This window comes from Enterococcus sp. DIV0421, assembly GCF_051713745.1.
Lineage (GTDB): Bacteria > Bacillota > Bacilli > Lactobacillales > Enterococcaceae > Enterococcus_D > Enterococcus_D casseliflavus.
On sequence record NZ_JBIOQM010000001.1, the window covers coordinates 1,994,798 to 2,008,319 of the forward strand.

At 43.9% G+C, this 13,522-nt stretch carries 13 protein-coding genes and 1 pseudogene; 9 read left to right on the forward strand and 5 right to left on the reverse strand.

Annotated features, from left to right (window positions below):
- Nucleotides 1-2: 2 nt before the first annotated feature.
- The 5 genes from IGI96_RS09675 to IGI96_RS09695 all read left to right on the forward strand — a co-directional run bounded on the left by IGI96_RS09675 (nucleotide 3) and on the right by IGI96_RS09695 (nucleotide 3,045).
- Nucleotides 3-848: an aldo/keto reductase gene (locus tag IGI96_RS09675; RefSeq protein WP_005227233.1), complete on the forward strand. Its 846-nt coding sequence runs from the start codon at nucleotides 3-5 to the stop codon at nucleotides 846-848.
- Between the two features lie 41 nt (nucleotides 849-889).
- Entirely contained in the window at nucleotides 890-1,495 is a 606-nt protein-coding gene (locus IGI96_RS09680; protein ID WP_438785074.1) for a metallophosphoesterase, read from the forward strand.
- Nucleotides 1,496-1,700: 205 nt separating this feature from the next.
- Nucleotides 1,701-2,264, forward strand: a complete 564-nt coding sequence (gene amaP / locus IGI96_RS09685) for an alkaline shock response membrane anchor protein AmaP (RefSeq protein WP_060792382.1) — start codon at nucleotides 1,701-1,703, stop codon at nucleotides 2,262-2,264.
- 11 nt (nucleotides 2,265-2,275) lie between these two features.
- A complete protein-coding gene (locus tag IGI96_RS09690) occupies nucleotides 2,276-2,470 on the forward strand; it encodes a DUF2273 domain-containing protein (RefSeq protein ID WP_005227236.1) in 195 nt (64 codons plus the stop codon).
- Nucleotides 2,471-2,526: 56 nt separating this feature from the next.
- Nucleotides 2,527-3,045, forward strand: a complete 519-nt coding sequence (locus IGI96_RS09695) for an Asp23/Gls24 family envelope stress response protein (protein ID WP_005227237.1) — start codon at nucleotides 2,527-2,529, stop codon at nucleotides 3,043-3,045.
- 64 nt (nucleotides 3,046-3,109) lie between these two features.
- Here IGI96_RS09695 and IGI96_RS09700 read toward each other — a convergent pair whose 3' ends face one another.
- Nucleotides 3,110-3,823, reverse strand: coding sequence for a C39 family peptidase (locus tag IGI96_RS09700; protein WP_086339058.1), 714 nt, complete (start codon nucleotides 3,821-3,823; stop codon nucleotides 3,110-3,112).
- Between the two features lie 412 nt (nucleotides 3,824-4,235).
- Between IGI96_RS09700 and mnmA the strand changes: the two genes are divergently transcribed.
- Both mnmA and IGI96_RS09710 read left to right on the forward strand, forming a co-directional pair.
- Nucleotides 4,236-5,354 carry a tRNA 2-thiouridine(34) synthase MnmA gene (gene mnmA, locus IGI96_RS09705; protein WP_026008140.1) on the forward strand — a complete coding sequence of 373 codons (1,119 nt, stop codon included), beginning with the start codon at nucleotides 4,236-4,238 and terminating at the stop codon, nucleotides 5,352-5,354.
- A gap of 197 nt (nucleotides 5,355-5,551) precedes the next feature.
- Nucleotides 5,552-5,842: a hypothetical protein gene (locus IGI96_RS09710; RefSeq protein ID WP_438785075.1), complete on the forward strand. Its 291-nt coding sequence runs from the start codon at nucleotides 5,552-5,554 to the stop codon at nucleotides 5,840-5,842.
- 58 nt (nucleotides 5,843-5,900) lie between these two features.
- Here the strand turns inward: IGI96_RS09710 and IGI96_RS09715 are convergent.
- Nucleotides 5,901-6,654, reverse strand: a pseudogene (locus tag IGI96_RS09715) (AAA family ATPase).
- Between the two features lie 311 nt (nucleotides 6,655-6,965).
- Between IGI96_RS09715 and IGI96_RS09720 the strand changes: the two are divergent.
- Complete coding sequence (locus IGI96_RS09720) at nucleotides 6,966-7,343, forward strand: DUF1033 family protein (RefSeq protein WP_005227251.1); 378 nt, start codon at nucleotides 6,966-6,968, stop codon at nucleotides 7,341-7,343.
- Nucleotides 7,276-9,348, forward strand: a complete 2,073-nt coding sequence (locus tag IGI96_RS09725) for a DNA topoisomerase III (RefSeq protein ID WP_074934407.1) — start codon at nucleotides 7,276-7,278, stop codon at nucleotides 9,346-9,348. The genes IGI96_RS09720 and IGI96_RS09725 overlap by 68 nt, the downstream gene beginning before the upstream one ends.
- A 77-nt stretch (nucleotides 9,349-9,425) precedes the next feature.
- Here the strand turns inward: IGI96_RS09725 and IGI96_RS09730 are convergent, their stop codons facing one another.
- The 3 genes from IGI96_RS09730 to IGI96_RS09740 are packed head-to-tail and all read right to left on the reverse strand — an operon-like array spanning nucleotide 9,426 to nucleotide 13,420.
- Nucleotides 9,426-10,979 (reverse strand): response regulator, encoded by a 1,554-nt coding sequence (locus IGI96_RS09730; protein ID WP_438785076.1) that lies wholly within the window; start codon nucleotides 10,977-10,979, stop codon nucleotides 9,426-9,428.
- Complete coding sequence (locus IGI96_RS09735; protein WP_086339060.1) at nucleotides 10,957-12,405, reverse strand: sensor histidine kinase; 1,449 nt, start codon at nucleotides 12,403-12,405, stop codon at nucleotides 10,957-10,959. Before IGI96_RS09735 ends, IGI96_RS09730 begins: the two co-directional genes overlap by 23 nt.
- Before the next feature lie 10 nt (nucleotides 12,406-12,415).
- Entirely contained in the window at nucleotides 12,416-13,420 is a 1,005-nt protein-coding gene (locus IGI96_RS09740; protein WP_005227255.1) for an ABC transporter substrate-binding protein, read from the reverse strand.
- Nucleotides 13,421-13,522 lie beyond the last annotated feature (102 nt).

Here is a 13,522-nt window from a genome sequence, read left to right on the forward strand (position 1 = left end):
AGATGAAACGAACCTTAAACAAGCAATCAGTGCTAGCCGTCGGCATGGGGACTTGGCATATGGGGGATGACCCAGCCAAGGAAAAAGCCGAGATCGATGCGTTGCAAGCGGGCATCAAAGCTGGAGCGGCTGTCATCGATACCGCAGAAATGTACGGCGAGGGAAACGCAGAAACGCTAGTTGGCAAGGCGATCCAGCCCTTTACACGAGGGGATCTTTATTTGATTTCAAAAGTCTATCCCTGGAATGCCTCCGCAGATGAATTGCCGAAAGCTTTAGACCGCAGCTTAACGCGTTTAGGCACCGACTATCTTGATCTGTATCTGCTCCACTGGCGAGGAGATGTGCCGTTAGCAGAAACAGTTGACGCACTAGAAGCTGCCAAAGCCTCTGGAAAGATTCGTGCATGGGGTGTCTCTAATTTTGACGTGGCAGATATGGAGGAGCTGTTGCGGTTAGAAAACGGCGATCAATGTGCCGCCAACCAAGTACTCTATAATTTAGGTGCCCGGGGGATCGAATACGATCTTTTGCCTTGGCAGGCAGAGGCTGAGATTCCTGTGATTGCCTACTCACCCATTGCTCAAGGCGATCGGCTAGGGCACCACTTCAAAAATGATGAAGTGTTGAAAGAGCTGGCAGAAGCCAAAGGCTGCACGATCTTTCAGCTGCTTTTGGCATGGACCCTTCGACAACCCCACGTCTTAGCGATCCCCCAAACCAGTGACTCGCTGCATATGCTGCAGAACATTGAAGCTTGCAAAATCGTTTTTTCCCAAAGCGAATTGGCAGCAATCGATGCGCGGTTTCCTGCACCGACGAAAAAGCAGCCGCTAGCGATGATTTAAAGACGCTGATCACAGAAAAAGCACCAAGGTAAGGAGCGACTATGAAATTTTTTACGTCTGATACCCACTATTTTCATGCAGCCTTGCTCGGGGACAATGACTTTGCCCCACGCCCCTTTGAGACAGTGACGCAAATGCATGAAACGATGATCGCCAGCTGGAATGAGGTCGTTGCGGATAAAGATGTCGTCTATCATTTAGGGGATGTCGCGATGCACCCTGATTACGAAGCGGGCTTTCCAGAAATTGCTGCGCTGTTAGCACAGCTGCAGGGCAAAATCGTTTTTATCAAAGGCAATCATGATACCCGAGCTTTCTTTGCGTACTTGCGCAAGCATGATCCTGGTTGTTTGGGAGCCGAAAAGTATGCGTTTGAAGATGTCGGTGTCTTGCTGAAGTTTGCTCATCAGCAATTTATACTGACCCATTATCCTATGCTGCTGGGGATCACCAAAAACAGCCGTAATCTGCATGGGCATATTCATCATCACAGTGTACCGATCGCTGAGAATCTCAACGTAGGAGTCGATGCATCAGAATTGGCGTTTCTGCCACAGCCGCGTCCTTTTGGTCGGCCAGTTTCCGAAAATGAACTGGCGGTGTTGTATCATGCAAAACAACAAGAACTTACTAAGCTGGCTCGTTAACAGATAACAAAAAAAGCAAGCGTCCAAACAGATTTGGGCGGCTTGCTTTTTTTGTGATGACTTTGACAGCAAGCTTTGATTAAGGAAATTTTTTTGATAAAAATAAACTTTATATGTAAAAAATAATCGATTCCAAGAGTTATTATTTGATGGATATTTAAGAAATGTGTATGCTTTAAGTAGAAAGCAGTAAAGGAGGTTGCCAATGCGTAAGATTTCTAAAGTGATTTTTATCATCGGATTGCTTTTACTCTTACTTGTCTTTTATTTTGGGATCATCGCCAATCAGCAAGCGGCTTCATTGCCTGTTTACTTGATTCCTTTGGATGAATATCCTTGGGTCGGATCTTCCATGAGTATGCTGCTCTTTTGGTTATCTGTTGGCTTCGCCATTTTTACCGTGATCGCGCTCTTTGTCGTTTTGTTTTATCCAAAACGTTCGGACCGCTTGATCATTTCCCATAAGACAGGCGATTTAGTGATTCAGAAGAAGGCGTTAGAGCATTTTGTGCTTGAACGGGTGAAACAAGCAGATTTCATCCATCAGCCATCCGTAAAAATCAAAATCGTCAAGAATAAAGTATCCGTAAAAATCGATGGAGAAATGAAACAAACAGCAGCCATCCCGCAAAAACAAGAAGCATTGGTTGGTGAGATCAGCAGCAGTCTGCAGCAGCTTTTCGGTATCGAAAGCAATATCCAAACGGAAGTTGTCTTAAAAGATACGCAAGAAACGCCAGCAGCCCATGACCAGCCGCGTGTAGTTTAGGAGGAACAGGTATGAGTGAATGGTTCTACCACTATAAGATCCCGCTTATCTTTGCAGGTTTCGGTTTGATCCTAGCGATCCTGTTTCTAACGATCGGCTTTTTGAAAACCATACTGCTGGTGCTGTTTACGGCACTAGGTATGTATCTGGGATTTTATCTCAAAGAAGTCGGATTCTTTGAACAATTTCAAAGACCGCGCCGTTAACTTTGGTAACATTATTAGTTTAATTTATATCAAGATTATAGTAGGAGGAATGTACGATGGAAAACCAAACAAAACCAACAACAGGTGTTAAAGGAGAATTAACTTACGAAGATAAAGTGATTCAAAAAATCGTAGGCATTGCATTAGAATCTGTAGACGGACTCTTAACAGTCGATGGCGGTTTCTTCTCAAATATTGCAGGTAAATTAGTCAACACCGATGATGTGACTTCAGGGATCAACGTTGAAGTTGGGAAAAAACAAGTGGCAGTCGATCTTGATATCGTTGCAGAATACGGCAGCGACATGACCACGATCTACGACCAAATCAAAGAGGTTGTTTCAACACAAGTCAACAAAATGACGAATTTAGACGTCATCGAAGTAAACGTGAACGTAGCAGATGTCAAAACACGTGAACAATTCGAAAAAGACTCTGAAACAGTTCAAGACAAAGTAAGCAGTGCGGCAGAAACAACTGGCGACTTTGCGTCAAAACAAACACGTAAAGCCAAAGGTGCCTTCAACCGAACAACGACGCGTATTCAAGAAAACAACGAACCACGCGTTCAATAATAGTAAGATAAGCAAAAGACTAGCTTCGGCTAGTCTTTTTTTGTCGCTTCAGCCGATCAGAACATCAAAGCCAAAAGCTCCAATAATGGATTCCTTCTGCTTGAAAGACATCGTTAGGGTAGCTTTTCTCATAATGGGCTTTTTCGGGGGAATCATTAGGATCGAATACTTGAACATTTCCTTCTTTGTTCAAAGCCAATACCATGATATGTCCTGAGGTCGTAAAGGTTCCTGCTTGAACCGAGACCACAACGGGGATACCTTGTGTCATTTTCTCATAGGCAGCCGCAAAGGAACTTCCTAAATCGGCAAATTGGTAACCAAAAGCTTCGGCAAACTGAGGAAAGATTTGCCAACTCGTTCCTTGTTTGGGAAGATAAAATTGATCGCCAGCCCACTTTAATAATTTGTCAGGATTCGACGGATGATCCGTCCAAAAAGAATCGATCATCGCTAAAGAAGCAATAGCGCACCCGTTTGCTGCAAACGTATTTTGCGCTTCTCCATATCCATATGTGTCATTGCCCCAGCGTTGATCGGTTTGTACAATCAACGACAGTTGCTGCGTGTCTGCCATCGCTTGTTGAATCACTTGATTGGCTCGGTGAGTGAACTCTTTTGAGACAAGCGCTGTCTGATCAAACGCAACATCCCTGACCTGATCAATCACGTAATGAATGACAAAAACACCACCGATGAGAAAAAACAGCAGTGCAAGGCTCTTTCTTTTCTTTCCGTCGTTTCTCCTAGTTTTCGATATCCCTGTGTGTGATCTCATGAAATGCCCCTCCTCATAAAGTAGTATCTAAAAGAAGTATAGTCTTTTTCTGATAGCGGCATTTCTGCTTTTCCTGAAGAATTCCATACGATTTTATGACAAACGACCGTTTAAAAGGTAAAATGCGGCTTCTTAGCATTCGCTTATCTAGTTGTCTTTGAACAATGGGAGTCGTTTGGACGGCTATCGATAAGATACACAAAAAGCAGCGCTTCTTCTATTGGGCTGAATGGGGGAAGAACGAACAGCGGGTTTCCTCCAGATGACTTTTCTAAAAAAGGAATTTATAAGAAAAGACAGCAAACAGTGAACTTTTTTGTGTTTTGTTGTATAATGCAAATTACTGAAAAGTTGCGACCTTCAAATCGTAGATGATTTCAGAATCTATAATTGAAATGATGGTGAAACGATCATGTCTAACGAAAACACCCGTGTGGTGGTTGGAATGAGTGGCGGGGTAGACTCGTCAGTAACAGCACTTTTGCTGAAAGAACAAGGGTATGATGTTGTCGGGATCTTTATGAAAAATTGGGATGATACCGATGAAAACGGTGTTTGTACCGCAACAGAAGACTACAAAGACGTAGCCAAAGTGGCTGCGCAAATCGGGATTCCTTATTATTCAGTGAATTTCGAAAAAGAATATTGGGACCGTGTATTTGAATATTTCCTTGCAGAATACCGTGCCGGACGGACACCTAATCCAGATGTCATGTGTAACAAGGAAATCAAGTTCAAAGCCTTTTTGGATTATGCGATGGATCTTGGTGCCGATTATGTAGCAACTGGCCATTATGCGCAAGTGACCGTTGATGAAAACGGCGTGACTCATATGTTGCGAGGCGTGGATAACAACAAAGATCAAACGTATTTCTTAAGCCAATTGTCACAAGAACAATTGAGCAAAACCATGTTCCCCCTAGGCGGCATGGAAAAATCAGAAGTACGAGCGATCGCTGAACGGGCAGGTCTAGCAACAGCCAAGAAAAAAGATTCCACGGGTGTCTGCTTTATCGGAGAAAAGAATTTCAAACAATTTTTGAGTAATTACTTGCCAGCGAAAAAAGGCAATATGGTTACATTAGATGGCGAAGTCAAAGGACAACACGATGGCTTGATGTACTACACCATCGGACAACGTCAAGGCTTAGGCATTGGCGGCGGCGGTGCCACTCAAGAACCATGGTTTGTCGTAGGAAAAGACTTAGCGACCAACACTTTGTATGTGGGACAAGGATTCCATCACCCCGCTTTGTATGCAGATCGCTTGGAAGCAAGCCAAATCCACTTTACTACAGAACAAGACCGCGGCACGGAATTTTCATGCACAGCAAAATTCCGCTACCGTCAACAAGATGTACCGGTAACGGTGCGTCTATTAGATGGAGATCGAGCAGAAGTGATTTTTGACGAACCAGTACGCGCCATCACTCCTGGACAAGCAGTCGTTTTTTATGACGGGATGGAATGCTTGGGCGGCGGTTTGATCGATGCAGCCTACAAAGAAGCCAAAGAATTACAATATGTTTAACCACTAACACAATCTGCCCTAGCTAAGAACACTGAACCAATCAGTTGCACTTAGCTAGGGCTTTTTATAAATCAATTCGAAAAACCGATTAGAGCGAGCGCTTTCCATTTTAAAAAAATAGTCAAATTATGCTATAATTTAGATAGAAAATGAATGTTTTTGATGTATTGGCATTTTTAAAAGAAAGGAGGAGGAGCATGAATCGTACCAAAGCCAATCTCATGAAATGGGGGTTTGTCGTTAGTGTCTTAGGGGTGGTGATGCTTCATCAGACTCAGGTCATTTCAAGCCAAATCAACCATCTTGCCTTAGCCGTACTATTGGGTTTAGCCGGGTATTTGCTTGTTTTTAAAAAGTTCTACTTTTTGTCCTCTCAAATTGCGGGGCATTCCGATCAGTATAATCAAGCAGAAGTCAAGTGGGGCAAAATTGTGGGAGTTGTCGCCTTCTTTATTGCTCTGATCAATTTGATTTTAGTCTTTGTGTGAGTGTGGCGGAAAAAAAAGCCGCCAAAAGAAATCTTTGACGGAAACTGGGTTGCTTGGCTCATGATCGATCATCAAATTCGGCTTGGTGTGCTTGAAAAAAGCGGTAATACTGCTGGACACTAGCTAACTGGGTCCACTTCCGAACATCGACGGGCGTTTGATCCAAATCATAGATTTTGGCTTCCTTTAAAGACAAAACGAAAGGACTATGGGTAGCAATAATGAACTGACACTGTTCATAGCGAACAAAATCTTCCAGTAACTGCACCAGTTCCAGCTGACGCTCAGCAGAAAGAGAATTTTCTGGTTCATCTAATAAGTAAAGGCTGTTGGGACGAATCTTTTCTTGAAAGAAGCGAAAGGCACTTTCACCATTGGAATATTCTCGGACATTGTCGATCAAGTGCTTGCGGGTGAATTTGGACTGTGTGTTGGATCGTGCAAGATTGATTTTCTTCAATTCATGGTAATCGTCAAAACCCGTGAAACGAAAGTCTGCATACTTTGCTTGGTAGTATTCTTGGAATACTTCTTCTCGGCGATGATCGATCCCTTGATTCAAAAAAATTCGAGCGATTATACGCAGCAAAGCGCTGCGCGTAGATCTTTTCGGCAATCACGTTCAATGCGGTGGTTTTGCCAGAACCATTGCCGCCATATAAGATCGTGACCGGTTCAAAATCGATCTGCTGAAAAAGGCGGGCACTGAGAATCTGAAAAGGGTAGTAAGAATCATAAACGGTTCGTTTGATGGAAAGGAAAAAATCAAACTCGGTCTCTTGATCGGGAAAAGTGATTTGTTCGAGATACATGGGGCACCTCCTGGCAATTTCGTGATTGTCATTATTGTAGCATATCCATCGCAGACAAATTTTTTTTACGAGGTTAAAATAAATCTTGTTTGATATTTTTTTAATCTTTTGATGTTATATTCACAACAGGAAACATCTGTGCTAGACTATAGGGGCATAGAAATGATGTAATCTTAAACAACCGATAAATCGTACAAAAAAACGAGGGTTTAATGAATTTTTAAAGCAATGTTTAAATGCTGAAACTTATTCCTTGCAAGTTTAAGTAAAAGTGACTAATATGAGGAAGGAATCGTGAAAGGAGCAATGGAATGTATCAAGTAGTAGTCATGTATGGGGACAATGAACCGTGGTGGTTTTTTGAGGGATGGCAGTCAGATATTCAAGAGGCGTTCACATTTGCAACTTTCAGCGAGGCGCAGTCATTTTATGAACAAAAATGGCAAGAAATCAGAGAAGAGTATTCGTACATAAATGCAAAATCAAACTTTATGACGGCTTTTTGGAATGAAGAAGACGAACGCTGGTGCGAAGAATGCGACGATTACCTCCAACAATATATTGGACTGGCATTGCTCAAAGAATATCAGCAAGTCGTCGATGAAAGCAGGAAAGATTTTTATGAAACAACTAATTCTAGCGGAAAAGCCAAGCGTTGCCAAAGACCTCAGCAAAGTTTTGGGCTGTGAGCAAAAACATAAAAATTATTACGAAGGACCCAAGGCGATCGTTACTTGGGCCCTTGGTCATTTATTGGGCTTGAAAATGCCTGAAGATTTAAACAAAGACTGGGCATCATGGCAGATGGAAACGTTACCGATGATCCCTAAGTCCATCGGGATCAAGCCGTTGCCAAAAACCGGTCATCAACTAAAAGCCATCAAACAGTTGGCTCAAAGAAAAGATGTCGGGGAAGTCGTGATCGCTACCGATGCGGGAAGAGAAGGGGAGCTAGTCGCTCGCTGGATTTTGGAGTGGGTTCGTTTTGACAAACCAGTCAAACGTTTGTGGATTTCTTCGCAAACCCCTAAAGCCATCAAAGAAGGCTTTGCAAAATTGCAGTCAGCCAAGGACTACGACAATCTTTACTACTCCGCCCTTGCGCGGGCAAAAGCCGACTGGCTGGTAGGGTTGAATGTCACCCGGGCGTTGACGGTCAAATATCAAGACAATCTTAGTGCGGGTCGGGTCCAAACCCCTACCTTAGCTTTGGTGCGCAGTCAGGAAATGCAGATCGAGAGTTTCCGTCCGCAAACCTATCATGTGATTACCCTAAACGTAGGCGATGCCAAGGCTCGCCTGCAGCAAAAAAATCCCTATCAACTAAAAGAACGCAGCGACGCCGAAGCATTGGTCAAGCAAATGAGTCAACAAAATGGTCGCGTGACAGCGATCGAAGAAAAGGTCAAAACAGAAAGTGCACCATTGCCTTATGATTTGACCGAGATCCAACGAGAAGCCAATCAGCGTTATGGGTTTTCAGCCAAGAAGACCTTGTCGCTTGTTCAAAGCTTGTATGAAACCCATAAAATCGTCACTTACCCAAGGACGGATTCCAAGTATTTGACCAATGATATGAAGGCAACCATGAAGGAACGCCTGCAGGCAGTTGCGGATTTTGCCCCAGAAGTCAAAGGATACTTGAAAAATGGCGGACAAGTGGTGCAACAAGCTGTCTTCAATGATAAAAAAGTTACCGATCACCATGCCCTATTGCCAACGGAACAGCGGGCACGTTATGAAAAATTAACTACCGATGAACAACGAATCTATCAAATGATCGTTAGTCGTTTCTTGATGCTCTTTGCGAAACCCCATAAAAAGCAGCAGCAGAAAGTGACCGTGACCTTTGGTTCAGAAACCTTTGTATTCAACCGCAATACCGTGTTAGAAGCGGGATGGAAAACGACTTCTGAAGAAGAAACCAGTGACATAGCTTGGCAAAAAGGCAGTACTGTCAAGCCTGAGTTTACCATCCAGAAAGAGTTGACTACACCACCGAAACCGTTGAATGAAGGAACTCTTTTAGGCAAAATGGAAAAACACAGTCTTGGTACGCCGGCAACCCGTGCGGAGATCATTGAAAAGCTGATCAAATCTGAGCTGATGGAGCGGACCCCAAGCGGCTTGCAAGTATCGCCAAAAGGCAAGCAGCTGTTAGTCTTAGTCAATCCATCCTTGGTGACACCAGAATTGACGGAAAAATGGGAGAAGGAACTGGAAGCCATTGCGAAAGGCACCTATTCTGCCCAAACCTTCCTCGCACAAATCGAAGCAGACACAAAACAACTGGTCAAAGAAATCAAGCAAAGCGAAAGCAAGTACCAAGATTTCTCATTGACCCAAAAACGTTGTCCCGAATGCGGCGAACCCTTGCGGGAGAAAAATACCCGTGATGGCAAGATCTATGTTTGCTCCAGTGGGACCTGCAAGTACCGTCGTCGGAAAGACCCGAAAGTTTCAAACCGACGCTGCCCGCAATGCCACCGAAAGATGGAGATCATTGAAGGCAAAAACGGCGCCTATTTCCGCTGTAAATTCGATGGGACCACCGAAAAAATGGCGGATAAAAAGGAACGCAGCAAAAAGCTGTCGAAACACGAAGAACGCCGCTTGATGAACAAAATCAATCAAGAAGAACCGCAAGAAAGCCCATTAGCAGCTGCTTTAAAAGCTGCTATGGAGAAGAAATAACTGCATGAGGTAGAAAATGAAAAAGAGTGAGGACGATTTTGCTGTCCCTCACTCTTTTTTTGCATCCCTTCACTCATTTAGGCATTTTTTTGACGATATTCTTTCGGTGAGATTTTTTCTTTCTTCTTGAACAAAAAGGAAAAATAATTTGGGTCATTGTAGCCAACATCAAAGGCGATCTCAGATAGCCGTAGATTGGTCGTTAACAGCAGTTCCTTAGCTAAGGTCAACCGTTGCTCGGTCAAGTATTCGATAAACGTAGAATCAGTGGCTTGCGAGAAGATGGTGCTGAAATGTGCTGGACTCAAATGAACTTTTTCAGCAACTACATTTAAGGAAATATTGGGATCAGAAAAGTGCTCACTGATAAAGGCTTTGGCTTGATTGATGACGCTTTGATATTTCGCCATTGCAGGATTGATGGGTTGTTGGGTCAATAGCGGCAACAGTTCTGCCAGAGTCGTTTGATAGTTCTCTGGCTCATGGGTCAATGCCGCTAGATAATCTAAGTCATGGGCGTGTTGAACGATCTGGGGCAGCGAATGACTGTCTTTTTTCTTCAACAATGCCAGCAGTTCGACTAAGACGAACAAACGGTACATTTGCGTTCGCTCAACGGTTCCTTGAGGCGCCATCAATTCAGCGATCAGCTCAGGGATCGTCTGTTTCCCAGCATTTGCCAGCCGTGAAGCAAGGTCGGTTTTGAAGGGATTGGTGGGGGACAGTTCCCCTTCGCGAATGTCGTCTTCATAGCTGATGATTTTTTCCTTGCGGATGCTGCCATAGGTTTTTAGCATGTCACGAGCTTTCTGATAAGAAAGAGAGATGCCCGAGAAGCGATCTGCTACCGGTCCGATCGCCACTGCTACTTCTTCCCCAGAACCATGAACGAGGCTTTGAGCGATCTGATAGGCTTTTTCTAAAACTTGTTCTCGGTCATGGTCAAAAAGCAAAAACTTGATGAAGCGGCTAGAAACACTGGAGAACAAGACGGCATCGTCTTGTTCATAGGCTTTGGTCAGCTGCTGGCTAAAGCGAGTGTAGTCAGAAAAGCTTTGATTGAAGGGGGCTTTTGCTAAGAGCACACAAAACTGTTTGCCTGAAAAGCGCCGGCCCAGTTCTTCTGCTTGCAAAAAGGCTTCTGAGATCGTGATCTTTTGTTTAAAGAGGTGATTCAGAAAGTGATTCTTTTTGATTTCCATTTCGAATAAATCGTCTTCTTTGGATAATTGTTGATGAGTGGCTTGTTGTTCATCTAAATGTTGAACGACGGTTTTGATGGCTTGTTCTAATTCTTCGTTTTTGATGGGCTTGAGCAAGTAATCGTCTGCTTGCAGCTGCAGTGCCGTTTTTGCATAGTCAAAATCATCAAAGCCGCTAACGAAAATAATGCGAACTTGCGGCAATAATTTCTTGGCTTCTTTCGCAAAGACCAAGCCGTCCATAAACGGCATTTTGATATCACTGATAATAATATCAGGACGCAGATCAAGGATCGAAGCCAGCGCCAATTCGCCATCTGCGGCTTCATCGCTATAAACGATCGGGTATTGTTTGGCGAGAGTCATGATTTGGTGGCGCAAACTATCGCGAATCAGATGTTCATCTTCAACTATGAACACTTTGTACATGGTTGGATTCCTCCCTTTTTGGTACTGTGACGTTAATCGTGGTGCCTTCTTGGTATTGACTGTGGATCGTCAGTTGCGCTTCGCTGCCGTAGTTCAGCTGGAGACGGCGATAGACGTTATATAGGCCATAGCCGCTCTCAGAGGCGGGATCAGTGGTTTCTTTAAGGTTACGACGAATCTCCTGCAAACGCTCAGGGTCGATCCCAACACCGTTGTCACTGATGGTCATTTGAATCTGGTGAGGCAATTCTGACACTGTGATTCGAATCATGCCGACACGACGGACAAATTTGGTGCCATGATATACGGCGTTTTCAACAAGGGGCTGCAGGACCATTTTCAAAACCTGTAGTTCTGGACTGACGGTTTGATCTTCAATGGTGTAAGACAGCATCCTGCCATAGCGGATCTGCAAAATCTTCAAGTAATCATCCACATGCCGCAATTCTTTTTCCAGCGGAATCCAGTCTTGCCCTTTGCTTAAGGAGATGCGGAAAAAATCTGACAGCGCATAAGTCATTTCGGTTGCTTGCTCAAAACGGGCAGCTTCGATCAAAGAAACGATCGCATCTAAACTATTATAGATGAAATGTGGAGTGATCTGGGCTTGTAAGACCCGCACCTCACTTTGGGCTAAGTGATACTGCTTCAAGGCATTTTCTTCCAAGAGCCGAGTCAAGTCATCTGCCATTCGATTCAAGCTACTCGTCAGAGTCCGCAGTTCTGGGGTTTCGGGCAGTTCTGCTCGGTAGCTCAAATGTCCTTGGGATAGTTCATTGGAAAGGTCTAACAACCGATCCAACGGGTATTGCAGATTGTCACGAACAAAGCGGCGGTTTTTATTGATGATCGCAAAGATGATCAAAAGCAACACGACCTGAAAAAGGATCAGCAGCAACACGGATTGGACCAATTCGTGATTGGTTTGGCTGGCTAAGCTGATCTCTACCCCGACAAACTGCTGCAAAATATCGGATAGCAAATCGATCACCGAATCCACTTGGATCATGACGTATTGGTTTTGTTCCACCGGTTCATCGTTGAGAATATTATCGATCAACTGTTGCTGATAGGTTTCTAAAGAATCGAGCGTCCGAAAGGCGACTGCTAAAATATTGAGCTCTTTGGCAGTGCTGGTATTTTCTTGAATGTGCTGCAGATCGCTCCTTAGTTCATCGATCACATTGGTTTCTTGGACTTGTGCGACGGTTTTTTGACCAAAGACTAAATCCCACATTTCTTCCAAGACAATGGCATCGACTTTTTCCGATAATTGATTGGCTTCTTCAATATTGTTGATGGTGTTTTGGTAAATAAAAATCTGTCGCGAGTAAAAGACACTGCTTACTACGAGGGGGATAAAGGCGACGAGGATCATCAGTTTGTTGGTCTGCTGGAAGATGCCCTTGATACTTTTTGTTTTCATCTTTATCTCCTCAATAATTTCTCGGTGGAATTTGATCAAAGTCCATATCACTGGAAAAAACTGTTTCATGGACATAGATTTCACGAGGAATGGCATCGGCGCCGCGAGCCAAGTAGCGCGAGATGGCATTTTTGACGAACACACCAGCGTCTGGGTTGCATTCAACGACACAATTGACGATCCCTTGCTTCAATTTGTCGATCATTTCTTTTTGGGCATCGATCGATACGATCACCAAATCCTTCCCTGGCTCAATATCGGTTTTTTCGAGGGCTTCAAGAGCGCCAAGAGTCATCTCGTCATTGTGACTGAACAAGACATCGATCTGCTCCATTTTGCCTTCTGCGATGTATTGTTCAATGACTTCTTTGCCTTTGCGGCGAATGAAGTCACCATTTAGCTCATCTTTGACTTGGATCGTTACATTGTTGTGGGCATAATCACGCTTGATGGTTTCTCGGAACCCTTCTGAGCGCAAATACGTCGGAGAAGTAGCATCCAGTCCCGTCAATTCTAAAACATTGATCGTTTCATTTTGATGTTCTTTATAATAATTGCTGACGTAGAGACCTGCACGATTGCCCTCGGCTTTGAAGCTTGGCCCGATATGAGTCAGAAACAAGGAGGGATCGCTGACGTTGACATGACGGTCCACCACGAAAACGGGAATCCCCGCTTGCGCAGCTTCTTCCAAAATCGGTTCCCAATTGTTTTCCTGAATCGGGGTAAAGACGATGGCATCGACTTGATACACGATAAAACTGCGGATATCTTGAATCTGACGTTCTTGATTCATATAGCCGTTACGATAGAGCACTTCATAGCCTTCCTTCTCTAATTCAGTGCGAATCGATTCGGTGTGGCGCTTGCGCCAGCTGCTTTCTGTTCCCGATTGAGAAAAACCGATCACGATACTTTCTTCCGATGTTTCAGCGGTCGTTTCTTTGACTGCTTGGCAACCAGCCAAGAAAGACAAACACAACCAAACGAGTAACCCAATTTTTATATTCCTCATTTTTTTCACCTCTATGGTCTATTCTACTAAAAAATACGGAAGCGCTTTACACAAAATATCAAATCAAATAAAAACCAAGGGAATCTTAAAAAATCCAAGATT

Excerpts from the sequence above, each read along its gene's own strand:
- IGI96_RS09675 (WP_005227233.1), top strand. The coding sequence starts at position 3 with ATGAAACGAACCTTAAACAAGCAATCAGTGCTAGCCGTCGGCATGGGG.
- IGI96_RS09680 (WP_438785074.1), top strand. The coding sequence starts at position 890 with ATGAAATTTTTTACGTCTGATACCCACTATTTTCATGCAGCCTTGCTC.
- amaP (WP_060792382.1), top strand. The coding sequence starts at position 1,701 with ATGCGTAAGATTTCTAAAGTGATTTTTATCATCGGATTGCTTTTACTC.
- IGI96_RS09690 (WP_005227236.1), top strand. The coding sequence starts at position 2,276 with ATGAGTGAATGGTTCTACCACTATAAGATCCCGCTTATCTTTGCAGGT.
- IGI96_RS09695 (WP_005227237.1), top strand. The coding sequence starts at position 2,527 with ATGGAAAACCAAACAAAACCAACAACAGGTGTTAAAGGAGAATTAACT.
- IGI96_RS09700 (WP_086339058.1), bottom strand. The coding sequence starts at position 3,823 with ATGAGATCACACACAGGGATATCGAAAACTAGGAGAAACGACGGAAAG.
- mnmA (WP_026008140.1), top strand. The coding sequence starts at position 4,236 with ATGTCTAACGAAAACACCCGTGTGGTGGTTGGAATGAGTGGCGGGGTA.
- IGI96_RS09710 (WP_438785075.1), top strand. The coding sequence starts at position 5,552 with ATGAATCGTACCAAAGCCAATCTCATGAAATGGGGGTTTGTCGTTAGT.
- IGI96_RS09720 (WP_005227251.1), top strand. The coding sequence starts at position 6,966 with ATGTATCAAGTAGTAGTCATGTATGGGGACAATGAACCGTGGTGGTTT.
- IGI96_RS09725 (WP_074934407.1), top strand. The coding sequence starts at position 7,276 with ATGAAACAACTAATTCTAGCGGAAAAGCCAAGCGTTGCCAAAGACCTC.
- IGI96_RS09730 (WP_438785076.1), bottom strand. The coding sequence starts at position 10,979 with ATGTACAAAGTGTTCATAGTTGAAGATGAACATCTGATTCGCGATAGT.
- IGI96_RS09735 (WP_086339060.1), bottom strand. The coding sequence starts at position 12,405 with ATGAAAACAAAAAGTATCAAGGGCATCTTCCAGCAGACCAACAAACTG.
- IGI96_RS09740 (WP_005227255.1), bottom strand. The coding sequence starts at position 13,420 with ATGAGGAATATAAAAATTGGGTTACTCGTTTGGTTGTGTTTGTCTTTC.